We start from the raw sequence: 24,721 nt of genomic DNA on the forward strand, positions 1-24,721 counted from the left end.
AAAGTTAGTAAATTAAGTATTTTGCTACTTATTTTTCAATACATCAATTTAATATTTTGAATCGATTATGTTTTTTATATATTTGCCGAGATTTGTAAGCCCTAAAAAATGTCTAAACCCCTATTTTTCACATTACTTGCTCTATTTGGCATATCAACTGCTATTTCAGCGCAAGGACTAGCCCAAGAGATCGGAATCTACGCTGGACCAGTTACATTACAGTCCGATTTTGGCGAAAGGCACAACTTCGACACAAACGTTGGAAACACCGGTTTTGGCGTCGGAATCATGCACTTCATTAATTTTTCTGCCAATAATAATCGAGAAAATTATTTCACAGAACATTTTAAAGTAAGATCTGACCTATCATTTAGTAGAACTACCTTAAAACATTTCGGAGAATGGGTTGAGAGAAAACCTAATGGATTATTTGCGCAGCAATTAAGAAACATGCACGCAAGCACTAACCTAATAGGTTTAGGAGGCCAAATAGAATTTTCTCCTTTTATGAAAATCCACGACTTCGAAAACACAATTCGTGGCTTCAGTCCGTATGGAGCTGTCGGGTTTCAGGTAAGTTATTATTCTACAAAAATTGGATCTAATTTAGGTGACATGACTTTCCCTAATGTTACTCCAGGAAAATACCTAACTCCATCTGATGGACGTGCACATGGATTTTCTTCAGAAAATGGCGTAGTTTTATCTGCAACAGCTGCTGTTGGAGTTCATTACAAAATAACTACAATGAGCGACTTAATGTTTGAAACTCGTTTCCAAATGTATAACTCAGATTGGATTGACGGATTAAATCCTAATAAAGATATTTATAAAGAAAATAAATCTAACGACTGGCAAGTTTGGTTTAACTTCGGATATATCTACTACTTAGAATTCTAAATTCAGAAAAATTAAAATATAAAAAATCCCAAATTCCAAAATTATTAAAATTGGAATTTGGGATTTTTATTTTTTGGAATATTATTAAGAAAGTGCTTGCTCTAGATCAGCAATTAAATCTTCTGCATCTTCAATTCCAACACTTAAACGCACTAAATCATCATTAATACCAACTTCTGCTCTTTTATCTGCAGGAATAGAAGCGTGAGTCATTAAAGCTGGATGATTCGCCAATGATTCAACACCACCAAGAGATTCTGCCAATGTAAACACTTTTAGTTTTTCTAAAAACGCAATAGAATCTTCTTTTTTTCCTGATTTAAAATCGAAAGAAACCATTCCTCCAAAAGCTTTCATTTGCTTTTTAGCAATTTCGTGAAACGGATGATTTTTTAAACCTGGATAATAAACCGTTTTAATTTTTGGATGATTACTCAAGTATTCAACTACTTTTTCTCCATTTTCGCAATGTCTTTGAACTCTTAAAGCCAACGTTTTAATTCCTCTTAAAACCAAGAAACTGTCCATTGGTCCAAGAGTCGCTCCAGTTGCAAATTGCTGAAAATGCAATTGTTCTCCAAGCGCTTCGTCTTTTACAATTAATGCTCCAGCAATAACATCAGAATGTCCTCCCAAATATTTTGTTGCAGAGTGCATTACAATATCAGCTCCTAAATCTAAAGGTTTTTGCAAATAAGGCGTTGCAAAAGTATTGTCTACAGCAAGAAGGATTTTTTTCTTCTGTGTAATTTTTGCTATTTCTTGAATGTCCGCCAATTTCATCAACGGATTTGTTGGTGTTTCTACCCAGATTAATTTTGTGTTTTCGTTGATTAAACTTTTCAGTTTTTCGATATTCGTCATATCAACAAAATGAAATTTAATACCCGAATCTTTGTAAACGCGAGAGAACATTCTGTAAGTTCCGCCATACAAATCATCCATTGCGATGATTTCGTCTCCAGCTTTAAAAGATCTTAAAACGCAATCTGTAGCTGCAAGACCAGAAGAAAATGCTAATCCGCGAGTTCCGTTTTCAATACTAGCCAGCGCGTCTTCCAAAGCTGTACGTGTTGGGTTTGAAGCTCGGCTGTATTCGTAATCTGCCAAAGGTTTCCCTGGACTTGTTTGTACAAATGTTGAAGTTTGATACACTGGCGGCATAACAGCGCCTGTACTTGGATCATGATGCTGACCTCCGTGTATTACTTTTGTATTGAATTTCATATAGTTATAAATTTTATTTCCTTAATTCTTCTACAAATTTACCGCTTAATTTATTTTATCGCGACACAACTTCTTACCTTTGTAGATAATTAACACTTTTTGATATGAAAAATTACATATTTATAATCTTTTTGTGTTTGATTTTTACAAGTTGCAAAAAAGAGCTTTCATTTGAAAGTGAAACGTTTGAAGAGAAATCTGCTGTCCCATGCAAAAATGATTGCCCTAAAATTACAATAGAAGTTCCAATTGCTAAAAATGTTAAAGTAATATCAGACAGCATCAATAAAAAAGCCTTTGCTGTTATTAAAGAGATTGTTTTTTTTGAAGAAGATTCGGTAAAAGTTGATGATTACAAATCATTGGCAAAATCGTTTATTGCTTCATACGAAGAAATGCATCAAAAATTTCCAAATGATACTTTTGGCTGGGAAGCTAAAATAATCGGAAATGTCGAATTTGAATCTGACCAAATCTTAAACCTTAAAATTGATCATTATACTTTCACTGGTGGCGCTCATGGCTATCAGGGCTATCGTTCGTTATTATTCGATAAAAAAACTGGAAAAACCATTTTCAATAATAAGTTATTTAAAAACGAAAAAGAGTTTAAGGCTTTCGCCGAAAAAACATTCAGAGCAAAATATAAAATTCCAGAAACAGCCAATATCAATGCGACAGGTTTAATGTTTGAAAACGATAAATTTCAACTGCCTCAAAACATTTTTTACACCTCTGCAGGTTTACTTTTATATTACAATTCATATGAAGCAGCATCCTATGCAGATGGCCCAAAAGAGCTTTTATTTCCGTACGAAGAAGTACAAAAATATTTGAATTTTCAATAAAAAAACAAAATTTTAGACGCACTGCAGTGCGTCTCTACAGAAAAAACTCAGAATCTTAGCATCTTAGAACCTTAGAATCTTTATTGAACATCATACTTCATTTTACGCAAAACCCTCAGCGCTTCTTTAAACGAAGAATAAATATTTTTATACGGTTTGAGAAGCATTTTCGCATCAATTAATTTTTGTCTGGCATCTTCAAATCCGTTCAAATAGCAAATCATGAAAGTTGAAGGTAGATTTTCTAAATCTTTCATTTCGCGCTCAGACAAAGCAATTTCCTTTTGAAGTTTTGCCAATAAAGCCATATTTGAATTGTAGATATGGTACAACATTTTTCGGTTGAATTCTGGCGGCTGAAAAAGCATCTGACGATCAATTTTATAATAACCGTTATCGAAAAAATGAATCGTTTGTTCTTCTAAAGGATAATAACTCGTTTTGTCATTTAACCCCAGCGGAACATATTCTGTAATGGTAAAAGTATCGTCGTTATATTCGATTGTAACCACATCTTGCGCCGAATAAAAAAGCTTAATCTGTTCGTTTATCAATTCGATATCGACTCTCGAAAGAAACGTTTTTTCTCTATTTGTTTTTGGAACTCCCGCCCAGCAAATCACAAATAATTCTTTAAAAACTCGATATTTTGGCGACATATCTTTATGCCTGAAATTCATAAAATCGATAACACCGTCTAAAGTATACTGAATGCTGTTTCGAGAACTGTTCTCAATTCCGATTACCGTTTCTGTATTCTGATTGCTTTTTTCAATTTCCTCATGTTCTTCCAACGGAATCGAATTGCTGCCGCGCCTAATGAAAATACTATTGGCGAGAATGGTGTGAATTCCTTTTTTAAAGTAAGAGATTTTACTTTTAGGTTTAATTGTAACCAGTCCGATTACTTTGTCTTTTGGAAGATTCGGAAAAGGAACGTTTTCATATTGAATTTTTGGAGGATTTTCTAAAAATGCATTGACCAAATTCTGAATTCGACTATCGTCAAAGAAATCGTCGCCTACAATTTCATTATCTTGGTCTTCTACTCCAACCACAATATAAGAATTGTTATTTGGGTTAGAATTGGATAACGCGCAAATGTGTTTTAAAAACTTTCCTTTGCCTTCTCTCGAATGAAGATTCAATTGCCTTTTCTTATCATAAAAACTGCTTTCGTCATTATGAGCGAGGAGATTTTTAATTAAAAGGCGCTTATTAATCATCTTCTTTGGGCTTACTTAGAAATTTAGACTTCTTAGATTTATGATTTTCAGATTCCTAAGATAATCTAAAGATCCAACTTCTAAGAAGTCTAACGCTCTAATTTTTAAATATTTTTTTTCACAATTGTCGAAGACGCCTGTGCAGTACTCATAACAACCAAATCAGCGATATTTACATGATAAGGTCTTGAAACCACAAAGTGAATAATATCTGCAATATCTTCAGCTTGTAATGGATCAAATCCCTTATACACATTTGCAGCTCTTTCGACATCACCCTTAAAACGAACTTCGCTGAATTCTGTCGCCACCATTCCTGGGTGAATTCCACCAACTCTAATTCCAAACGGATTCAAGTCGATTCGCATTCCGGAAGTAATTGCATCAACAGCGTGTTTAGAACCGCAATACACATTTCCGTTCGGATAAACTTCTTTAGCAGCAGTCGAACCAATATTAATGATATGTCCCGATTGTCTTTCAACCATCTGCGGAATTATCGCTTTTGAAACGTACAAAAGTCCTTTTACATTAATATCAATCATTGCATCCCAATCGTCTAAATTTCCATTTTGAATCGGATCTAAACCATGAGCATTTCCTGCATTATTAATTAAAACGTCGATTGTAGCAAAATCATTTGGTAAAGAACCAATTTTCTGCAGCACATCTTCTTTATCACGAACATCGAACGCCAAAAAATGCACTTCTGTAAAAGCAGAAAGTTCTTTTTGAAGTTCTTCTAAACGGTCTTGACGTCTTCCGCAAAGCACCACTTTATAATTATTTTTTGCTAAAATCTGAGCCGTTGCTTTTCCAATTCCGCTTGTAGCGCCAGTAATTAAAACTGTTTTTTTCATTGTAAATATTTTGTTTTAACACATAGAAACATAGTTCAACTTTATCTAAAAAAGGCATTTCATTTTACATCAATTCACATAGCTATATGAAAGTGAAACGCTAAAAGCTTCTTTTTACAAGCAAAAAAAATCTATGTTTCTATGTGTTTATTTTTTTCAGAACGAAACTGAAAACTAAAAACTGCGACTGAACACTTAAAAATTAAGGCACATCATCGCCCATACTTTCTGTCCAGATAGCAAACCAATCTTCTGTATCCATCTCTAATTCAATTGCTTTTGATAAAGATTGAATTCTTGCAATATTTACTGTTCCTGCAATCGGAATTATTTTTGCTGGATGTTTTAGAATCCAAGACAATAAAAGCGTATCTGCACCTAAGTGATATTTTTCTAATAAAGTAGAAAACAGTTTTTTCAAACGGCGAGTCTGTTTCGTATCTTCTCTAAAAACAGTCCCAAGCGGATTCCATGATAAAGGACGAATTCCTTGTGTTTGCATGTAATCTAAACTTCCGTCTAGCATTGCATCGTAATGCGTTGCAGAAAATTGCACTTGATTATAACTAATTTCTGTTTTCTGACGAATTAATTCTGTTTGAGAACTTGTAAAATTTGAAAGTCCAAAATCAATAATTTTTCCTTCACCTTTTAACTTTTCAACTGCTTCTGCAATTTCATCAGCCTGCATTAGCGGACTTGGTCTGTGAAGTAAAAAAACATCTACATAATCTGTTTTTAAATTCTTCAAAGAAGTTTCTACCGACTTAATAATGTAGTCTTTAGAATAATCGTAATGTTTAATTTTGTTTTCAAGGCGATTCTCAGCAATCATCTGAATTCCGCACTTGGTAATTAATTGTAATTTTTCACGATCAATTTTACTTGCGTGAAAGGCTTTTCCAAAATCGGCTTCGGTCGTATACGAACCGTAAATATCCGCGTGATCAAAAGTCGTAATTTTGTTTTCGATACTTACCTGTATCATGCTTTCCATTTCTTTGGTTGTAAGGTTTTTATCCCAAACTCCCCAATTCATAGTGCCCGAAATTATAGGCGATAAGACTGTTTTGCTCATAATAGTTATGCGTTATTTTTGGTAATAATTATGCTTTCATAAAACATAATCATCAAAGTTCTTAAAAATATAAAAATAGATTCACAATTAGTCCTTAAAATTAGGTCTTTGGTCGAAGTTTTAACCATTCTTTAACATCTTACTTCTCAAAAAATATTCAATTTGCACTCTCAAAAATTAGGCGTAAAAATCAAGGTTTTAAAAATATTTATATGGAAGAAAATACAACGACTTTAGACATTAGAGCGATAAATGAAAAAATTGAGAGAGAAAGTGCTTTTATAGACCTTCTTACAATGGAAATGAACAAAGTTATTGTGGGTCAGAAACATATGGTCGAGCGTCTATTGATCGGATTACTTGGACAAGGGCATATTTTATTGGAAGGAGTTCCTGGTCTGGCAAAAACTTTAGCCATCAACACGCTTTCTCAAGCGGTTCAAGGATCTTTCAGCCGTATCCAGTTTACGCCGGACTTATTACCTGCCGATGTTATCGGAACCATGATTTACAATATTAAAGCAAACGAATTCTCAATTAAAAAAGGACCAATTTTCGCCAATTTCGTACTTGCCGATGAGATTAACCGTGCGCCTGCAAAGGTTCAGTCGGCGTTATTAGAGGCGATGCAGGAGAAACAAGTTACTATTGGTGATACTACTTTCAAATTAGATCGTCCGTTTTTAGTATTAGCAACACAAAACCCAGTTGAGCAAGAAGGAACGTACCAACTTCCTGAAGCACAAGTTGACCGTTTTATGTTGAAAACCGTTATTGATTATCCAAAAATTGATGAAGAGCGTTTTGTAATTCGTCAAAACTTAAAAGGAACTTACGAAAAAGTAAATCCTGTAGTTTCTGTAGATCAGATTTTACGTGCTCAGGAAGCTGTTCGTGAAGTTTATATGGACGAAAAAATCGAGAAATATATTCTTGATATTATTTTCGCTACACGTTACCCAGAAAAATACAAATTAGCCGATTTAAAACCGCTTATCAGTTTTGGAGCTTCTCCTCGTGGAAGTATCAACTTGGCTAATGCCGCAAAATGTTATGCTTTCATCAAACGTCGTGGTTATGTAATTCCAGAAGACGTTCGTGCAGTTGTTCACGATGTATTACGTCACAGAGTTGGAATCACTTACGAAGCAGAAGCAGAAAACATTACTTCTGTAGACATTATCAACAAAATCGTTAACGAGATTGAGGTACCTTAAAAATAGTTTTCAGTTTTCAGTCACAGTAAACACATTACAATAAACTGCGACTGAAAACTGCGACTGAAAACTAAAGAAATGGATACAAAAGAGCTTTTAAAAAAAGTACGGAAAATAGAAATCAAGACCAAAAGATTGAGTAATCATATCTTTTCGGGAGAATACCACTCTTCATTTAAAGGACGAGGAATGACGTTTAGCGAGGTGCGTCAATACCAATACGGAGATGATATTCGTAACATCGATTGGAATGTAACCGCACGCTACAACGAAGCTCACGTTAAAGTATTTGAAGAAGAACGCGAATTGACCATGGTTTTAATGGTTGATATTTCGGGTTCGGAATCTTTTGGGTCTAAAAATCAATTCAAGAAAGACATCGTAACCGAAATTGCGGCAACGATGGCTTTTTCGGCTACACAAAATAATGATAAAATTGGTTTAATATTATTTTCGGATACTGTAGAATTGTATATTCCGCCAAAAAAAGGACGTTCGCACGTGCTTCGCATCATTCGTGAATTGATCGAATTTGAACCAAAAAGCCAGAAAACCGACATTGCGCAAGCCTTGAAATTTTTATCTGGAACCCAGAAAAAGAAAGCCATCATTTTTATGATTTCCGATTTTATGTCTGATTCTTATGAGCATACATTAAAAATTGCTTCTAAAAAACATGACATTACAGGTGTTCGTGTGTACGACATTCGCGAAGAAAAAATTCCAAATTTAGGAATGGTTCATATGTTGGATGCCGAAACGGGAAAAATTCAATTGGTTGATACAGGTTCGAAAGCTGTTCGAATGAACTACGAGAAACATTATCAAGAAAAGCTGAATTACTTTAAAGATACTTTCCGTAAATCTGGAGCAGGAATTGTCAATACCAGAGTTGATGAAAATTACGTTACTAAACTATTAGGCTATTTCAAATCGAGATAGAGATTTTTGATTTTTGATTAACGATTTTTGATTTATGATGTTGAATGATTTATGATTAAGGAAGTATTTAAAAATGACTAAACAAGAATTAGAAAATAGATTGATTGATTTTGCTGCAACAATTATAATTATAGCAAGTAAGTTTGAAAAAAATTATGCAGGAAATCATTTGTCGGGACAAATAATTAGATCAGGAACATCGCCAGCTTTGAATTACGGAGAAGCGCAAAGTGCAGAAAGCAAAAAAGATTTTATTCATAAAATGGGAATTTGTTTAAAAGAATTAAGAGAAACATTTGTATGTTTAAAAATTATAGAAAAAGCAAATTTATCAACAGACCGTGAAGGTTTAATGCAAGTAAAAATAGAAGCAAATCAATTAATTTCAATTTTTGTATCCAGCATTAAAACATCAAAAATCAATTCATAAAAATTAAAGATTACAATTTTAGAAAACTATTGACAATCCTAAGAAAAATCAAAAATCGAAAATCGTTAATCTTCAATCGTTAATCAAATGAAATTTAAACTTTATATATTTTTATTGCTTTTTTCTACTATGATTTTTGCTCAGCAGAAACAAGTAGAAACAAGCATTGATACGACCAAAAACAAAATTGGTGCTGAGTTCAAACTGACGCTTAAAACGGTTGTGACTTCAACATCAAAAGTTGAATTTCCTAAACTTAAAAATATTGGTCCGTTAGAAGTAATTCAGTCTTATCCAATCGATACAGTTAAGAAAGATGCGACTAATTACGAACTTATCAAAAAATATGGTTTAACGCAGTTTGATTCTGGTCGTTATACAATTCCGAGCATTAAGATTTTAATCGATAAAAAGCCTTTTTACACTGATTCAATTAAAGTGGAAGTAGCTGCCGTAAAAGTCGATACTTTACAGCAAAAAATGTACGACATCAAAGATATTTCTTCTGTTGATGAAGGAATGGGAAATTGGTGGATTTACGCTTTAATAGTTCTAGCAATTTTAGGAATTGGCGCTTTCGTTTATTGGTATGTTAAAAAACGCCAACTTAAAAAAATCGAAGAAGAAGTTTATAAAACTCCTATCGAAAAAGCGACAAGTTTACTGAACAATCTGGAGCAAAAAGAACTTGTTCAAAAAGGAGAAATCAAAGAATATTATAGTGAATTAACCGATATTGCGAGAAATTATATTGAAGAAGCGATTCATATTCCAGCAATGGAAAGTACAACTTCTGAGTTAATTACAGCAATTAGAGAAGCCTCTACTAAAAAGAAAATGACGCTTACGCCAGAAACGGTTGAAAATTTAGAGCGTGTTTTACGTCAGGCCGATTTGGTAAAGTTTGCGAAATCTAAACCGCTTGATTTTGAAATTACAGATGATAGAAATAAAATTCAGAAAGTAATTTTAACTCTTGATAATGCGATTCCAACTGAAGTCCCAGAAGAAATCGAAGATCAGTTATTAAATGAAGCGCAAAGACAAAAACAAATTAAAGAACAACTTCGCAAAAAACGTAATGCCAGAATTGGTTACGCTGTTGCAGCTATCATACTTTTATTGTTTGCTACAACAACTTTCTTTGTTGTTACCAAAGGCTTCAATTATGTAAAAGACAATGTAATTGGCCATCCTTCAAAAGAATTATTAGAGGGCGAATGGGTAAAAAGCGCTTACGGAAGTCCTGCAGTTATCATTGAAACTCCAAAGGTTTTAAAAAGAATGGATGCGCAAAAAACACTTCCAAAAGAAGCAATGGCACTTATTAAAGAAATGCAGCTTTTTGCATACGGAAGCATGATTGACAATTTTTATGTAACCGTTTCAACGTCTAAATTTAAACAGCCAACCGATATTGATTTAAATAAAACCTTAGAAGGAACTATAAAAATTATTGAGGCTCAAGGCGGACAAAATATTATTGTAAAACAAGAAGATTTTCAAACTAACGAAGGTATTCAGGGAGTAAAAGGCTACGGGACAATGACAGTTCTTAATCCTGCAACTAAAACGAGTACAAAAGCATATTACGAATTACTTCTTTTCAAACAAGATCAAGGTTTACAGCAAATTATGATTTTACACGAAGAGGGCGATACTTATGCTAATGAAATCACGACCCGAATATTAAATTCTGTTGAACTTCAAAGAGCAGGCAACTAATGAGCAAGATCACTTTTTTAAATCCAGAATTTCTTTGGTTGTTTCTATTAATTCCGATTGCAGTAATTTGGTTTTTCTGGAAACGCAACCAGCAGTCGGCTACTTTAAAAATGAGTTCGACAGCAGGTTTTCAGAACAGCGAATCATTGCTTACAAAATTAAAACCTTGTTTATATGTTTTTAGAATCTTAGCCTTAAGCGCATTAATTATAGCTTTAGCAAGACCAAGAACTGTAGACATCAGCAATCAGACTAAAACAACAAAAGGAATTGATATTGTAATGGCAATAGACGTTTCTGGATCTATGTTAGCAAAAGATTTAAAGCCAAACCGTATGGAAGCTTTAAAAAGAGTGGCAGCAGATTTCGTTGAAGAAAGACCAAACGACAGAATCGGATTGGTTTTGTATGCTTCTGAAGCGTACACCAAAACGCCAGTTACAAGTGATAAAGCGATTATTCTTGAAGCGATAAAAGGAATTAAATACGATACAACATTACAAGACGGAACGGGAATTGGAATGGGATTGGCAACTGCTGTAAATCGTTTAAAAGATAGTAAAGCAAAAAGCCGCGTTATCATTCTGCTTACCGATGGTGTCAACAATGCTGGTTTTATTGAACCAGAAACAGCTTCTGATATTGCAAAACAATATGGAATTAAAGTATACACGATTGGTCTTGGAAGTAACGGAATGGCAGAGTCTCCATACGCATACGCTCCAAATGGTGGTTTCTTATTTAAAATGCAAAAAGTTGAAATCGATGAAAAGCTGATGAAAAACATCGCTAGAAAAACCGATGGAACTTATTTTAGAGCAACAAGCAATGATAAATTAGCAGAAATATATAACTCAATCAACAAACTGGAAACAACAGAAATTCAGGAATTGAAATTCTACGATTACGACGAAAAATACAGGTTTTTTGTCTTATTTGCGGGTTTAATGTTATTACTTGAAGTTGGATTAAGAAATACGGTTTACAGAAGCTTTATTTAATATTTTAGTCGCAGTCAAGGTTTACAGTTAACAGCTGCAACTGAGACTGAAAAATAAGACTGAAAACTAGAATTAAAAAATGGAATTAGACGAAAAAAAATATTTATATCTCTTATTACTTATCCCAATTGTGGTATGTATTTTCCTTTTCAATATGTATTGGAAAAGAAGAACGCAACGTGAATTTGGTGATTTGGAAATGGTAAAAAGATTGAGCCCTGAGAAATCAGTTTTTAAACCAGTTTTAAAAATTGTCGTGATTCTTTTGGCGCTAACTTGCTTGATTATTGGTTTGGTAAATCCGAAGATTGGAACCAAAATGGAAACCGTAAAACGAGAAGGTATTGATATTGTTTTTGCTGTCGACGTTTCTAAAAGTATGCTTGCTGAGGATGTTGTTCCTAGCCGTTTAGATAAAAGCAAACAATTGGTTTCGCAAATCATCAACCAATTAGGAAGCGATAGAATCGGAATCGTAGCGTATGCAGGAAGCGCTTTCCCAGTTTTACCTATTACATCAGATTACAGCGTTGCCAAAATGTTCTTGCAAAGTATGAGTCCAGGAATGGTTTCGTCTCAAGGAACTTCTTTAGACGAAGCGATTAAATTGTCTTCTACTTATTTTGACGAAAAAAGCAAAACCAGCAAATTATTAATCCTAATTTCTGATGGTGAAGATCATTCTGAAGGGGCATCGGCTGCGGCAGAAGAAGCCAATAAATTAGGAATGAAAATCATCACAATTGGTGTTGGAACAGAAAGAGGAGGAACAATTCCGTTAAAAGAAAATGGCGTTGTTAGAGGATATCAAAAAGATCAAAATGGAGAAACGGTAATTACCAAATTAAATCAAGAAGGTTTAAAAACTATTGCAAAAGCAACAAAAGGTGGTTATGTTTACGGCGGAAGTACAAAAGAAGTTTTAGAATATGTGAAAAATGCTTTAAACAATATTCAGAAAACAGAATTTGAAGCGACACAAATGGCCGAATTTCAATCGCAGTTTCAATGGTTTATCGGGTTTGCATTTTTATTGCTTTTCCTAGACATTTTCTTATTGGAAAGAAAAACAAACTGGATCAAAGAGTTGGATTTATTTAATGAAAAGAAATAAAAAAAGTTAGCCACTAATTGCTCGAATTTACACGAAAACAAATTGCAAAATTTTGTAAAATTCAAATAATAAGAACCAAATTAATTAGTGCCAATTGGTGACTCGAACGATAGTGAACAGGCGAAGCAAATTCGTGGCAAACAAAAAACAAAATTAGAATGAAAAATTTAATCCTTTATATTTTACTAACCGTTTCTTTTGCAGTTTCTGCACAAGAGAAAGATAAAACGTTGCCTGCTGGTAACGAAGAATATAAACAGAATAAATTTGTCGATGCTGAGGCAAACTATAGAATTTCGGAATCTAAATTTCCAAAACGATCAACAGCGCCTTATAATTTAGGTAATACCATTTATAGACAGAATCAAGTTTCGGAAGCTAAATTTGCTTACGCGAAAGCAATAAAAAATGCCAAAACAAGACCTGAAAAACATAAAGCTTACCATAACCTTGGGAACGTTTTCATGAAAGAGAAAGATTATACGCAAGCGGTTGAAGCTTACAAACAAGCACTTCGTAACGATCCAACCGATGATGAAACGCGTTACAATTATGCTTACGCTAAACAAAAATTAAAAGAGAATCCTCCTAAGAACGATCAGAAAGATAAAAACAAGGACAAAGACAAGGATAAGGATAAAAACAAAGACAAAAACAAGGACAAGAATAAAGATAAAGACAAGGATAAAAAAGACGATAAAGGCGACCAGGACAAAGACAAAAAAGATGGTAAAAACGATCCGAAGAAAGATGACAAATCTGATAATCAAGGAGAGCCAAAACCACAACCTGGAGGAATATCAAAAGAGCGTGTTCAGAATTTGCTAGATGCGGTAAACAATGAAGAAAAGAAAATTCAGGACAAAGTAAACGCTCAGAAAGTTAAAACTAATCCTAAGAAAACAGAAAAAGACTGGTAAAATTTGGTTAATCGTTTAACCGTTAATTTGTTTATTTGATCCGAACAATACGATTAAACAAAATGACGTTTAAACGATTAAACATTAAAAACAACGATTAAACAAGTAATGAAAAGATATTTAATTCTATTTCTACTCACTTTTCAAGGACTAATGGCTCAGGTGCAATTTGAGGCCAGAGTCAGCAAAAACACACTTGGAGTAAACGAAAGGCTTCGCGTAGATTTCATCATGAATGTTGACGGAGATAACTTCGAGCAACCTTCTTTTGAAGGATTCAAAATGGTTGCGGGGCCAAGCCAGCAGATTAGTCAGTCTTGGATAAACGGACGAAGCTCTTTTCAAAAAATATATTCTTACATCTTGCAGCCTGAGAGAAAAGGAGCTGTCACAATTAAGCAGGCAGCAATCGAATTCAATGGTCAGGTTTACAAAACAAATCCGATAAAGGTTACGGTGACCAATGCTGTGGCTCAAGAAAGAGATCCAAGTGACAGACCTCCAGGATCTGGAAATGAGTTATTGACTCTTGTTGCCGAAATTTCAAAAACAAATCCGTATCTAAACGAGCCAATTACAGCTGTTTACAAATTGTATTTCAATAATATTGGAGTTACAGGTTTTAAAGAATTGGCAAAACCTAAATACAATGATTTCTGGAATCAGAACATTGACATCAAACAATTGGCAATCGAAGAAGGAAATTTCCAAGGCCAAAGATGTTATTATGTTATCCTGAAAAAGACCATTTTATATCCACAAAAAGCAGGAAGACTTACTATTGAACCTCTTTCACTAGATATTGGCGTGCAATTGCCAACAAATCGCCGTGATATGTTTGGTCAAATGATTATTACAGAAGATAACAAAGTGGTTTCTGCTGGAGCAAAAACAATCAATGTAAGACCGCTTCCTGAAAGCACAAAACCAGAAGGATTTACTGGTGCTGTCGGAAGATTGAATTTTACTGTTACTCCGTCAAAAACAACACTTAAAAATGGTGAAGGTCTTGACTTAATCGTAAGCGCACAAGGAACTGGAAATATGAAGTTATTTACGCTTCCTAAACCGGTTGTCCCAAATGCATTAGAAATGTACGATCCAGTTCACGACGAGCAAGTAACGACTTCGTTAAGCGGAATGTCTGGAAGAATTACTGACAAATATACTATTGTACCGCAATACCGAGGAAAATACGCGATAAAACCAATGCAGTTTTCGTATTTCGATTTGAGTACTGGCACTTATAAAACCATCACTTCGAAAGAAATTATGGTTGATGTTTTGGATGGACCAACGCCTGCGGAAGCGAATCCAAGCGCATCGGCTTCTAAAAATGCTATGGCATCAGCGGATCATTTCAAAAATATTAAATCGAGAACAGCATTAATTCCGATTGCTAAAAATGATTTTTACGATTCTAGTTTGTATTTAGGATTGTTGTTTGCACCGTTTATCATTATCCCAATTATCATTTTAGCTAGAAAGAAAAAAGAGGCTATGGATAGTGACGTTACTGGAAACAGAATTAGAATGAACAATAAGCTGGCGAAGAAATATTTATCGCAAGCGAAGAAACATCTTAACAACAAAGAGCCGTTCTATATCGCACTTGAAAAAGCAATGCATAATTTCTTGAAAGCAAAACTGCATATTGAAACTTCAGAAATGAGTAAAGACAATATTAGAGAATTGCTGTTGTCTAGAAATGCAAATCCAGAAACGGTTCAGAATTTTATTGCTCTTACTGAAAACTGCGAATTTGCACGTTATGCACCAGCATCAAGCGCTTCAATTCAGCAGGATTATGATAAAGCTGTTTTGATTATTTCTGAATTAGAAAAACAGATTGTTTAATTTTTTTACCGCAAAGTTCGCTAAGAAATTGATTTAGATTGAGTCGAATTTAAGTTCGCAAAGTTGAAAATCTTATTATAAAAGAAAATGAAAAACATACTATATCTTTTTTTATTAATCTCGCAGGTTTTCTTTGCGCAAGGGCGCTTTGAATCGGCTAATGCGTTGTACCAAAAGGGACAATATAAAGAAGCTGCGCAGGTTTATGAAAACATCATCAAAGAAGATAAATTACATTCTGCTGAAGTTTATTTCAATTTGGGAAACTGTTATTATAAACTAAATCAAGTTGCGCCTTCGATTTATAATTATGAAAAAGCTCTGGTTTTGAAACCAAACGATCCAGAGACTTTAAACAACTTAAAATTTGCGAAAAAACTAACGATTGACGAAATCAAAGAAGTTCCAAAAGTAGGTTTTGCCAAATTGATTCAGAACTTTACTTCTATTTTTGACTACAATACTTGGGCTAAAATTTCTGTTGCACTTGGTTTTGTATTCTTATTGAGTTTTATTGGATATTATTTCTCAAACGCTACACTTGCAAAAAGAATTTATTTTGTGGGAATGTTTATCATTTTAGTTGCTTTTGCTTTAAGCATTTCAGCTGGAATGTCTGAGAAAAGCCATTTTGAAAACGATCGTGTAGCCATAGTTTTTTCTGAATTAAGTCAAGTGAGACATGAACCTAAAAAATCTTCAACCGGAATTATTTTACTGCACGAAGGAGCTAAAGTCTATGTTTTAGAAAGCGTTGCAGGCTGGAAAAAAATCGAACTAACAGACGGAACTCAAGGTTGGATTGATTCTTCGACAATTAAAGAGGTTAAATAAAATCTTAGAAATATTTAAATTTAAAAATCCCAAATTCCAATCTCGTTTTGGAATTTGGGATTTTCATTTTTTGGAATTTAATGATTAATTCACCGCATCAATCAATCGTACAAATTCAGATCTGTAACCTTCTTCGTCATTTGACAAACCAGATTTTGCCAATCTTTTAATATCAGAACTTGAACTGTTTGCGATATATTTTGATTCACGCAATTTTAATCCGAACCAAGAAACAGCCGTTGTAAATTTGAAATCTTGAGAACTGTTTTCTAAGTCTGTTTTTTTGTCTGCAATTACATTTACAATTTCAATACTATTGTTGCCATCAGGTTTTTTATATCTAAATTTTACCGTTGCCAACTCATCACTATGATTTCCAGTCGCTTTCTGCGTTTTAGTATATTTTAAATCCGAAGGAACATAATCACTGTCAACTCCAGTCGGAACAATCTCATAAAGAGCCGTAACCGAATGTCCGCTACCTAATTCGCCCGCATCAATTTTGTCATTTTTAAAATCTTCAGCTTTTAATTTTCGGTTTTCATAACCAATCAATCGATACGCTTGAACATGATTCGGATTGAACTCAATTTGGATTTTTACATCTTTCGCGATAGCAAACATAGAACCTTTAAATTCTTTTCCAAGAAAACGATTTGCTTCTTGAATGTTATCGATGTAAGCATAATTTCCATTTCCTTTATCAGCCAAGATTTCCATTTTGCTGTCTTTGTAATTTCCCATTCCAAATCCAAGAACCGTTAAGAAAACTCCAGATTCTCTTTTTTGTTCAATCAATTTCAACATATCATCATCAGACGAAGCGCCAACATTAAAATCACCATCGGTAGCTATCACTACTCTATTATTTCCTTCTTTGATAAAATTCTGTTGTGCCAGTTTGTACGCCAATTCGATTCCTTCTCCTCCAGCCGTGCTTCCTCCTGCGTGTAAATCGTCAAAAGCATCTATAATTTCATCTTTATTATCGCCAGAAGTTGGCTCTAAAACCACTCCCGCAGATCCCGCGTAAACCACAATCGAAACTTTGTCAATGCTTCTTAGCTCTTTTACTAGAATTTTCATCGATTCTTTCAGCAATGGCAATTTATTCTGCTCATCCATCGAACCCGAAACATCCACTAAAAAAACTAGATTACTAGCCGGCAAATTTGCCATTGGCACGTCTTTTCCCTGCAAACCAATCTTTAGCAATCGACTGTTTTTATTCCAAGGGCAATCACTGTATTCTGTGTTTATAGAAAACGGATGTTCGCCATCTGGCTGTGGGTATTTGTATTTAAAGAAGTTGATCATTTCCTCAACACGAACGGCGTCTTTTGGAACTTTTTGTCCTTCATTTATAAATCTGCGAATATTGGTGTACGATGCATTATCAACATCGATAGAAAAAGTAGAAAGAGGTTCTTTTAGTGGAGATTCAAACGGATTTTCTTCTAATTCTGCGTAGCTCTCTGTATTAGCTTCAGGAATATAATTTTCCTCTAAATCGGTCGTTGTTACCGCAACTGCGGTAGAATCTGCATACTCTGCTGTAGCGTAATCAGCTTTCTTACAGCTGAAAACAGTAAGTACAAGGAATGCCATCATAAAGAAATTAAGATTTCTCATAAAGTAAATTTTTAAAAATTAATAAAATAGGTTATTGGCTTCAAATAAGGACTAGCATTCCGGATGTACTAGAGGTGATTATTTGCAATTTTTCGAGTATGCAAAATCGTGCCAAAAAAATTAAAAATACTTTTCTTACGAGAAAATAAAATTGGAATCCCTTGTCTTATAGGCTTTCAGCGAGGAAATATTTTTTTTGATTTTTGTAAAAACAGGAAATTGTAGAGACGCACTGCGGTGCGTCTCTACAATTCTGTATGGAAAAAATTGTGGATTTTAAATAAATTGATAGATTTTTTCTGGCGTTACGCAATAATCTAATTTAATATCAGATTCAAAAACATCATCGATTTGAGGAACAGATTCGAAAAAAGAAAGTCCGATTTTTAAAGTCTCGGATTTGCATTCGGCAAGGAATTTATCGTAAAAACCTTTTCCGTAACCAATTCGGTTTCCAAAAATATCAAAAGCCAAAAGCGGAACAAAAACCACTTCAACTTTAGACGAAGGAACTTCGATTCCATCAACTGGTTCTGGAATATTATATTCGTTCTTTCTGATTTTAGTATTATCCGTTAAAAGAAAATGCGTCATTTTTCTGGTTTCGAAATCACTTTTAGAAACTAAAATTTCTTTGTCTTTTCCAGAAAGCAAATGCAGAACATATTCGGTATTGACTTCTTTTTGTTCTTCGATAGGCAGAAAAACATGATAATAGATTTTATCCCAAATTGGCATTTGGATCAATTGATTTGCAATGACCAGACTCTTCTCTTCTACTTCATCAAAAGAAAGTGCTTTTCTGAAATTTTTATATTCTATTCGAAGTTCTTTTTTACTCGTCGGCATTGTCTGGAGTTTTAGATAAATGATAAATAGCATCGCCTTCGTAAACAATTGGCGAATGGTTGGCATTAATTACATAACCATCGTGCGGTGCTTTGATTTTTTGTTCAAACTTTCCAAACGGATCTGTTATAATTGCCAAAATAGTTCCTTTGGTTACAAATTTTCCGACCAAATTAAAATCATGCAGCAAACCCGAACATTTTGCGCGAAGCCAAACCGATTGTTTAATGTAAATTGAAGGTGTTAATGCCGGTTCCATAATTTGTTTAGAATCTAACATTCCCAAATAATGAAGCAAACGTTTTGTTCCTAAAACGCCTTGATTAGCAATTTCGTTATTGATATCTAAAGATTTTCCTCCTTCAAAGAGCAACATTTTTACATTGGCGCTTTCAGAAGTTTTTCTAAAAGAACCATTTATATTTTTGGAGTAAAGTGTAAAAGGCGCATTAAAAATATCGGCCAGAACTTTCAATTCCGGATTGTGTTCCGTAATTCTAATTTGCGGAGCATTAAATCGACTGGCACCTCCTGCATGAAAATCGACTGCGTAATCTAAAATTGGCAGAATTTCTTCGACAATATGATAGGCAAATCGGCTGGCAAGAGAGCCTTTTTTACTTCCTGGAAAAACACGATTTAAGTCACGTCCATCTGGAAATTCTCGAGATTTATTTACAAAACCGTACATATTGATTACTGGAATGCAAATTATTGTACCGCGAGCGGGTCTGTTTATTTTTTTACTGATGATCTGGCGAACGACTTCAACACCGTTAATTTCGTCGCCATGAATTCCAGCAGAAAATAAAACAGTCGGCCCCTCATGCTTGGAACGGCGGACAATAACAGGAATATTCAACTTGGTTGTAGTATGCAGTCGGGCAATTTCGACGTTTATAGTTCTGTGTTCTCCCGGCAAAATCGATTCGCCAAAAATAACCAATGGGGCACTATTTTTCATGTAGAATTATAAAATCTAAATATAGAAATTATATTTTAAATTCATACTTTTGGATTTAATACACAAATTCCTATATAACAAAATAATAACCAATTTACCAAAGAATGAAAAAGACTCTAATATTATTTAGTGCATTGGCGCTTATGGTTTCGTGCATGAGCAAAGAAGAAAAAATGAAAGAAGCAGAAGATGATGGAAATGAAGTAATTGCTGTAAAATCTAAACTTATTGAAGGTGCTGGAAAAGCGCTTCAGGAACAAGGAAAATCTGCAGCAGAAAGTGCATCGAAAGGTGTTGGAGATGTGATAAAAGGAATAAATTCTGGAATGAATAAAAGTATCAATCAATCTAATGTAACTTCTGAAGCGTCTTTTAAAGTAAATTTTGAAGATTGCAAAGCCGAAAAAATTTATGCTTCTAGCGAAGACAAAGTGAAAAAAGTTACTATTTATTTAATTGCTAAAAATGATTTTAAAGGCGATTTAATTTTAAAAGCTTTCGATGCTGATAAAAAAGAAATAGGAAGAAGTCGATTAAAAGTAGACATTAAAAAAGACGATGCTAAATATGTAGATTTTGCTTTTGACGAAAGAACACATTTACTGCAAACAGAATACTTTTCGATCAAATAAAAATATATCTTACAAAAGAGCCTTTTACATTGTAGAGGGCTCTTTTTTTTGAAGAAGAAACTCAAAAGAATTTTAAACTTTAAGCTCAATAGTTTAATTTTGTAATTATGCAGAGTCCTCTTGAACTTCAAATTATAACCTTACCCGATAATCCTGGCGTTTATCAATATTATGATAAAGACGGGAAAATCTTGTATGTCGGAAAAGCCAAAAATTTAAAAAAAAGGGTTTCATCCTATTTCAATAAAATTCACGATACAGCCAAAACCAACGTTCTGGTAAAAAAAATCGTGACGATAAAACACATCGTAGTTCCAACTGAAACCGATGCGCTTTTATTGGAAAACAATTTAATTAAAACACTTCAGCCGCGATACAATGTTTTGCTTCGTGATGATAAAACATATCCGTGGATTTGCATTAAAAAAGAACCTTTTTCTAGAATATTTCTAACTAGAAGAATGGTTAAAGATGGTTCAGAATATTTTGGTCCGTACACCAATTTCAAAATGGTATACACGATTTTAGATTTGATCAAAGAATTATATCCGCTTCGAACTTGCAATTATGATTTGAGCGAATCGAATATTAATTCAGGAAAATTTAAAGTTTGCCTCGAATATCATATTGGAAATTGCAAAGGCCCTTGTGAAGGTTTGGAACCTTTGGAAGAATACCAAAGACAAGTCAATGCGATTCGCGAAATCTTGAAAGGAAATTTTAAAGAAAGTTTAAAGGATTTTAAGAAATTAATGAACAATTATGCGCAGAATTTACAGTTTGAAGAAGCGCAAAAGATAAAAGAGAAGATTGAAGTTTTAGAAAACTATCAATCAAAATCGACAATCATCAATCCGAAGATTACTAATATTGACGTTTTCTCTATTGTTTCTGACGAAAGTGCGGCATTTGTCAATTTCCTTCAGATTTCTCATGGTTCAATTATTCGTTCGCATACTTTAGATATCAAGAAAAAACTAGACGAATCTGATGAAGAATTATTAGAATTGGCCATTGTAGAATTGCGTGAACGTTTTCAATTATTATCCAAAGAAATTATTGTTCCTTTTGAATTGGATTTGGGTGAAAACATAAAAGTTACTGTTCCGCAGCTTGGCGACAAAAAACAGATTTTAGATTTATCTATTCGAAATGCCAAATTTTACAGAATCGAACAATTGAAACAATTGCAAATTGTAGATCCTGATCGCCACGTTAAAAGAATTATGGCTCAGATGCAGAAAGATTTACGTCTTCCTTCTGAACCTCGACATATTGAGTGTTTTGATAACTCGAACATTCAAGGAACCAATCCTGTTGCGGCTTGCGTAGTTTTTAAAGACGGAAAACCGAGCAAAAAAGATTACCGTCATTTTAATGTAAAAACTGTTGAAGGTCCGAACGATTTTGCTTCGATGACCGAAATTGTGTATCGCCGTTACAAAAGATTATTGGATGAAAACGAACCTCTTCCGCAATTAATTATTATTGATGGTGGAAAAGGACAGCTTTCGGCAGCGCTAAAAAGTATCGACGATTTAGGATTACGAGGAAAAGTTGCCATTATCGGAATTGCAAAACGTCTTGAAGAACTTTTTTATCCTGGAGATTCTATTCCGTTATATTTGGATAAAAAATCAGAAACGTTAAAAGTGATTCAGCATTTAAGAAACGAGGCACACCGATTTGGAATCACTTTTCACAGAGATAAACGAAGCAAATCAGCGCTTAATTCTTCTGTAGAAAGCATTCCTGGAATTGGAGAAAAAACCATGCTTGCCTTGATTCAGCATTTCAAAAGTGTTAAAAGATTAAAATTAGCCACAGAAAAAGAGATTTCGGACGTTATAGGTGTTTCTAAAGCAAAAAAAATTGTCGATTTTTACAAAACCAATTAAAGTTTTTTATGCGTCCATTACAACTGTACATTTCAAATATTTGGTCGAAAGATTTTTTTTCTAAATCTGATAGACGAGCTTTCTGGTACGCATTATCATTCGTTTTCTTAGCTTCATTTTTATTTTCGCAAAAATCATTTTCGCAAGAAATAAAAAAAGACAGCGTTAAGAGACCTAAAATCGGATTAGTTTTAAGTGGCGGAGGCGCCAAAGGTTTTGCGCATATTGGTGTTTTGAAGGTTTTGGAAGAAGCTGGAATCAAAATTGACTACATTGGCGGAACCAGTATGGGATCTGTAATCGGCGGACTTTATGCTTCTGGTTACAATGCTTCTCAAATCGATTCGATATTCAAACGAACCAATTTTGACGAATTAATAAACGATTATATTCCGCGTTCTTCTAAGAATTTTTACGGCAAGAAGAATGACGAATTATATGCGATTGTTTTACCTTTTAGTAATTTCAGAGTCGGCATTCCAGAAGCACTTTCAAAAGGAATGTACAATTACAATTTATTGAGCAGTTTAACTAGAAATGTGCGCCATGTTCGCGATTTCAATCAATTGCCAACTCCATTTTTATGTATTGGAACTAATATTGAAACAGGCGAAGAAGTTTTATTGAATAAAGGAAATCTTGTTCAAGCCATGATGGCGAGCGCTGCTTTCCCTTCCCTATTTACCCCAGTTGAAATTGATGGAAATCTCCTTGTTGATGGTGGTGTTGTAAACAATTACCCGATTCAAGAAGTTCGCAAACTTGGTGCAGATATCATTATTGGTGTCGATGTTCAGGATGATTTGCTAAAAAGAAAAAATCTGAAAAATGCCACTAGAATCTTGGTTCAGATTACTAATCTGCAGTCTATCGAGAAAATGAAAAGCAAAATAAAAGACACGGATATTTACATCAGACCCGATATTCGTGATTTTGGAGTTATTTCGTTTGACAGAGGAGAAGAAATCATCAGAAAAGGAGAAGAAGCTGCTTTTGCTGTTTATGAAAAAATCAAAACTTTGAGCGATGAAAACAACTTTTATAAAAAGCCAAAACTAAAAGTTGCGACAGATACGCTTAATATTCAAAACATAAATACTGATAAATTAGAAAATTACACTAAAGAATATATTCGCGGTAAACTTCGTTTCAAACCTGGAAGCACTATAACTTATGACGGCCTTAAAACCGGAATAAACAACTTAAATGCTACGCAAAACTTTAGTACGATTTCATATTGTCTTCAGCCAAATGGAGACAAAGACGATCTTGATTTGGTTTTAAAAGAAAACCCAACTCAGACTTATTTAAAGCTTGGACTTCATTACGACGGACTTTATAAAAGTGGTATTTTATTGAATTTGACGCATAAAAAGACATTTTTGAAAAATGATGTTACTTCGGTAGACATCATTCTTGGAGATAATTTCAGATACGATTTCAATTATTATGTAGAAAACGGTTTCAACATCAGTTTTGGTTTCCGCTCTAGATTAAATCAGTTTAATCGAAATGTGACTACGAGTTTGAGCAGTGTTATTAAACAAAATCCAAATGTCAACTTGATCAATGTTGATTTTATGGACATCAGTAATCAGGCTTATTTCCAAACTATTTTTGTACAGAAATTTTTAATGGGCGGAGGTTTAGAATATAAATACCTAAAAATCAACTCACCAACACTTGCCAACGAAGACAACATAATTGACAAAAGCAGTTATTTAAGTGCTTTTGCTTATTTAAAATACGACTCGCTTGATGAAAAATATTATCCAAATTCTGGAATGTATTTTTCTACAGATCTGCAGACTTACATGGCATCTTCAGATTATACCAAAACGTTTAAACCTTTTTCAATTGCAAAAGCAGAGGCTTCTTATGTAAGTACTTTATTTAGAAAAGCCACTTTTAAGATTGATGCCGATGCAGGGTTTACTTTCGGAAATAGCAGTGTACCATTTTTCGACTTTATTTTAGGAGGTTACGGTTATAGTAAAATCAATAACTTCAATTATTTTTATGGCTATGACTTTTTAAGTATTGCTGGCGATAGCTATATCAAAACTGGAATTACATTGGATTACGAAATTCTTAGAAAAAACCATATTAACTTATCAGCTAATTTTGCGAATCTTGGAAATGATATTTTCTCTGGCGTCGATTGGATTTCTATGCCAAAATATACAGGTTATGCGATTGGTTACGGTTTAGAAACTATTATTGGGCCTATAGAAATTAAGCAATCTTGGTCTCCAGAAATGTCAAAAAGCTTTACTTGGTTTAGCATCGGATTTTTGTTTTAGTATTATAATCAAGAATACTTCAATAAAATCAGGGTATTTTTTTGCTTTGTAAAAATTAAATCAAAAAAATCAGAACATTTTTTAGTTATAAATAATATAATTTTTATTTTTACTTCGAAAAAATTACGACATTTGTTATAATGAAAACAAAATGGACAGGTTTATTAGAGTATCTTCAATTCCTCATCAAGAGAAATCCTGAGTAAGCTATCGAATTGAGATAATTTAGATTATTCAAAAGATGATCGAATTATCTGTTCACAC

At 33.7% G+C, this 24,721-nt stretch carries 21 protein-coding genes; 14 read left to right on the forward strand and 7 right to left on the reverse strand.

The features are described from left to right. Positions 1-108 precede the first annotated feature (108 nt). Positions 109-900 (forward strand): glutamate dehydrogenase, encoded by a 792-nt coding sequence (locus ACE01P_RS09155; RefSeq protein ID WP_379696528.1) that lies wholly within the window; start codon positions 109-111, stop codon positions 898-900. 84 nt (positions 901-984) lie between these two features. Here the strand turns inward: ACE01P_RS09155 and ACE01P_RS09160 are convergent, their stop codons facing one another. Further along, on the reverse strand, positions 985-2,127 hold the full coding sequence (locus ACE01P_RS09160; protein ID WP_379696531.1) for a cystathionine gamma-synthase: 1,143 nt from the start codon (positions 2,125-2,127) through the stop codon (positions 985-987). A gap of 104 nt (positions 2,128-2,231) precedes the next feature. Here ACE01P_RS09160 and ACE01P_RS09165 point away from each other — a divergent pair, with 104 nt between their 5' ends. Beyond that, the gene (locus tag ACE01P_RS09165; RefSeq protein WP_379696534.1) at positions 2,232-2,975 is read left to right on the forward strand and encodes a PdaC/SigV domain-containing protein; all 744 of its coding nucleotides are present in this window, start codon (positions 2,232-2,234) and stop codon (positions 2,973-2,975) included. An 80-nt stretch (positions 2,976-3,055) separates the two neighbouring features. Here the strand turns inward: ACE01P_RS09165 and ACE01P_RS09170 are convergent, their stop codons facing one another. The 3 genes from ACE01P_RS09170 to ACE01P_RS09180 all read right to left on the reverse strand — a co-directional run bounded on the left by ACE01P_RS09170 (position 3,056) and on the right by ACE01P_RS09180 (position 6,139). After that, positions 3,056-4,201, reverse strand: coding sequence for an ATP-binding protein (locus tag ACE01P_RS09170; RefSeq protein WP_379696537.1), 1,146 nt, complete (start codon positions 4,199-4,201; stop codon positions 3,056-3,058). Between the two features lie 104 nt (positions 4,202-4,305). Beyond that, complete coding sequence (locus ACE01P_RS09175; RefSeq protein WP_379696539.1) at positions 4,306-5,061, reverse strand: SDR family NAD(P)-dependent oxidoreductase; 756 nt, start codon at positions 5,059-5,061, stop codon at positions 4,306-4,308. Positions 5,062-5,263: 202 nt separating this feature from the next. Continuing rightward, positions 5,264-6,139, reverse strand: a complete 876-nt coding sequence (locus ACE01P_RS09180; protein ID WP_379696542.1) for an aldo/keto reductase family oxidoreductase — start codon at positions 6,137-6,139, stop codon at positions 5,264-5,266. 212 nt (positions 6,140-6,351) lie between these two features. Here ACE01P_RS09180 and ACE01P_RS09185 point away from each other — a divergent pair, with 212 nt between their 5' ends. The 9 genes from ACE01P_RS09185 to ACE01P_RS09225 all read left to right on the forward strand — a co-directional run bounded on the left by ACE01P_RS09185 (position 6,352) and on the right by ACE01P_RS09225 (position 16,179). Beyond that, entirely contained in the window at positions 6,352-7,356 is a 1,005-nt protein-coding gene (locus ACE01P_RS09185) for a MoxR family ATPase (protein WP_026728274.1), read from the forward strand. 78 nt (positions 7,357-7,434) lie between these two features. Continuing rightward, on the forward strand, positions 7,435-8,298 hold the full coding sequence (locus ACE01P_RS09190; RefSeq protein ID WP_379696545.1) for a DUF58 domain-containing protein: 864 nt from the start codon (positions 7,435-7,437) through the stop codon (positions 8,296-8,298). A 73-nt stretch (positions 8,299-8,371) separates the two neighbouring features. Continuing rightward, positions 8,372-8,728 (forward strand): four helix bundle protein, encoded by a 357-nt coding sequence (locus tag ACE01P_RS09195; RefSeq protein WP_290963010.1) that lies wholly within the window; start codon positions 8,372-8,374, stop codon positions 8,726-8,728. Positions 8,729-8,815: 87 nt separating this feature from the next. Continuing rightward, positions 8,816-10,453: a hypothetical protein gene (locus tag ACE01P_RS09200; protein WP_379696548.1), complete on the forward strand. Its 1,638-nt coding sequence runs from the start codon at positions 8,816-8,818 to the stop codon at positions 10,451-10,453. Further along, positions 10,453-11,454 carry a VWA domain-containing protein gene (locus ACE01P_RS09205; protein ID WP_379696551.1) on the forward strand — a complete coding sequence of 334 codons (1,002 nt, stop codon included), beginning with the start codon at positions 10,453-10,455 and terminating at the stop codon, positions 11,452-11,454. The genes ACE01P_RS09200 and ACE01P_RS09205 overlap by 1 nt, the downstream gene beginning before the upstream one ends. Before the next feature lie 79 nt (positions 11,455-11,533). Next, a complete protein-coding gene (locus tag ACE01P_RS09210) occupies positions 11,534-12,568 on the forward strand; it encodes a VWA domain-containing protein (protein WP_379696554.1) in 1,035 nt (344 codons plus the stop codon). A 158-nt stretch (positions 12,569-12,726) separates the two neighbouring features. After that, entirely contained in the window at positions 12,727-13,488 is a 762-nt protein-coding gene (locus ACE01P_RS09215) for a tetratricopeptide repeat protein (protein ID WP_379696557.1), read from the forward strand. Between the two features lie 108 nt (positions 13,489-13,596). Continuing rightward, entirely contained in the window at positions 13,597-15,345 is a 1,749-nt protein-coding gene (locus ACE01P_RS09220; protein WP_379696559.1) for a BatD family protein, read from the forward strand. Positions 15,346-15,432: 87 nt separating this feature from the next. Then, a complete protein-coding gene (locus tag ACE01P_RS09225; protein ID WP_379696562.1) occupies positions 15,433-16,179 on the forward strand; it encodes a tetratricopeptide repeat protein in 747 nt (248 codons plus the stop codon). Between the two features lie 84 nt (positions 16,180-16,263). Here the strand turns inward: ACE01P_RS09225 and ACE01P_RS09230 are convergent, their stop codons facing one another. From ACE01P_RS09230 to ACE01P_RS09240, 3 genes are all read right to left on the reverse strand, one after another. Then, positions 16,264-17,811, reverse strand: coding sequence for a von Willebrand factor type A domain-containing protein (locus tag ACE01P_RS09230; RefSeq protein ID WP_379696565.1), 1,548 nt, complete (start codon positions 17,809-17,811; stop codon positions 16,264-16,266). 276 nt (positions 17,812-18,087) lie between these two features. Then, positions 18,088-18,660 (reverse strand): 5-formyltetrahydrofolate cyclo-ligase, encoded by a 573-nt coding sequence (locus tag ACE01P_RS09235; RefSeq protein WP_379696568.1) that lies wholly within the window; start codon positions 18,658-18,660, stop codon positions 18,088-18,090. Continuing rightward, the gene (locus ACE01P_RS09240; RefSeq protein WP_379696571.1) at positions 18,647-19,624 is read right to left on the reverse strand and encodes a succinylglutamate desuccinylase/aspartoacylase family protein; all 978 of its coding nucleotides are present in this window, start codon (positions 19,622-19,624) and stop codon (positions 18,647-18,649) included. The genes ACE01P_RS09235 and ACE01P_RS09240 overlap by 14 nt, the downstream gene beginning before the upstream one ends. A gap of 104 nt (positions 19,625-19,728) precedes the next feature. On the opposite strand from ACE01P_RS09240, the gene ACE01P_RS09245 reads away from it, so the two are divergent. The 3 genes from ACE01P_RS09245 to ACE01P_RS09255 all read left to right on the forward strand — a co-directional run bounded on the left by ACE01P_RS09245 (position 19,729) and on the right by ACE01P_RS09255 (position 24,457). Next, positions 19,729-20,256, forward strand: a complete 528-nt coding sequence (locus tag ACE01P_RS09245; RefSeq protein ID WP_379696573.1) for a hypothetical protein — start codon at positions 19,729-19,731, stop codon at positions 20,254-20,256. A 107-nt stretch (positions 20,257-20,363) separates the two neighbouring features. Next, positions 20,364-22,154, forward strand: a complete 1,791-nt coding sequence (gene uvrC / locus ACE01P_RS09250; RefSeq protein ID WP_379696576.1) for an excinuclease ABC subunit UvrC — start codon at positions 20,364-20,366, stop codon at positions 22,152-22,154. Between the two features lie 8 nt (positions 22,155-22,162). After that, positions 22,163-24,457 (forward strand): patatin-like phospholipase family protein, encoded by a 2,295-nt coding sequence (locus ACE01P_RS09255; RefSeq protein ID WP_379696579.1) that lies wholly within the window; start codon positions 22,163-22,165, stop codon positions 24,455-24,457. The last annotated feature ends 264 nt before the right edge of the window (positions 24,458-24,721 follow it).

Source organism: Flavobacterium sp. HJSW_4, from assembly GCF_042436695.1.
In the GTDB taxonomy this organism is placed as follows: domain Bacteria; phylum Bacteroidota; class Bacteroidia; order Flavobacteriales; family Flavobacteriaceae; genus Flavobacterium.

Bases quoted from the DNA above. Each gene is read 5' to 3' on its own strand.
- ACE01P_RS09155 (WP_379696528.1), top strand. From the start codon at position 109: ATGTCTAAACCCCTATTTTTCACATTACTTGCTCTATTTGGCATATCA.
- ACE01P_RS09160 (WP_379696531.1), bottom strand. From the start codon at position 2,127: ATGAAATTCAATACAAAAGTAATACACGGAGGTCAGCATCATGATCCA.
- ACE01P_RS09165 (WP_379696534.1), top strand. From the start codon at position 2,232: ATGAAAAATTACATATTTATAATCTTTTTGTGTTTGATTTTTACAAGT.
- ACE01P_RS09170 (WP_379696537.1), bottom strand. From the start codon at position 4,201: ATGATTAATAAGCGCCTTTTAATTAAAAATCTCCTCGCTCATAATGAC.
- ACE01P_RS09175 (WP_379696539.1), bottom strand. From the start codon at position 5,061: ATGAAAAAAACAGTTTTAATTACTGGCGCTACAAGCGGAATTGGAAAA.
- ACE01P_RS09180 (WP_379696542.1), bottom strand. From the start codon at position 6,139: ATGAGCAAAACAGTCTTATCGCCTATAATTTCGGGCACTATGAATTGG.
- ACE01P_RS09185 (WP_026728274.1), top strand. From the start codon at position 6,352: ATGGAAGAAAATACAACGACTTTAGACATTAGAGCGATAAATGAAAAA.
- ACE01P_RS09190 (WP_379696545.1), top strand. From the start codon at position 7,435: ATGGATACAAAAGAGCTTTTAAAAAAAGTACGGAAAATAGAAATCAAG.
- ACE01P_RS09195 (WP_290963010.1), top strand. From the start codon at position 8,372: ATGACTAAACAAGAATTAGAAAATAGATTGATTGATTTTGCTGCAACA.
- ACE01P_RS09200 (WP_379696548.1), top strand. From the start codon at position 8,816: ATGAAATTTAAACTTTATATATTTTTATTGCTTTTTTCTACTATGATT.
- ACE01P_RS09205 (WP_379696551.1), top strand. From the start codon at position 10,453: ATGAGCAAGATCACTTTTTTAAATCCAGAATTTCTTTGGTTGTTTCTA.
- ACE01P_RS09210 (WP_379696554.1), top strand. From the start codon at position 11,534: ATGGAATTAGACGAAAAAAAATATTTATATCTCTTATTACTTATCCCA.
- ACE01P_RS09215 (WP_379696557.1), top strand. From the start codon at position 12,727: ATGAAAAATTTAATCCTTTATATTTTACTAACCGTTTCTTTTGCAGTT.
- ACE01P_RS09220 (WP_379696559.1), top strand. From the start codon at position 13,597: ATGAAAAGATATTTAATTCTATTTCTACTCACTTTTCAAGGACTAATG.
- ACE01P_RS09225 (WP_379696562.1), top strand. From the start codon at position 15,433: ATGAAAAACATACTATATCTTTTTTTATTAATCTCGCAGGTTTTCTTT.
- ACE01P_RS09230 (WP_379696565.1), bottom strand. From the start codon at position 17,811: ATGAGAAATCTTAATTTCTTTATGATGGCATTCCTTGTACTTACTGTT.
- ACE01P_RS09235 (WP_379696568.1), bottom strand. From the start codon at position 18,660: ATGCCGACGAGTAAAAAAGAACTTCGAATAGAATATAAAAATTTCAGA.
- ACE01P_RS09240 (WP_379696571.1), bottom strand. From the start codon at position 19,624: ATGAAAAATAGTGCCCCATTGGTTATTTTTGGCGAATCGATTTTGCCG.
- ACE01P_RS09245 (WP_379696573.1), top strand. From the start codon at position 19,729: ATGAAAAAGACTCTAATATTATTTAGTGCATTGGCGCTTATGGTTTCG.
- uvrC (WP_379696576.1), top strand. From the start codon at position 20,364: ATGCAGAGTCCTCTTGAACTTCAAATTATAACCTTACCCGATAATCCT.
- ACE01P_RS09255 (WP_379696579.1), top strand. From the start codon at position 22,163: ATGCGTCCATTACAACTGTACATTTCAAATATTTGGTCGAAAGATTTT.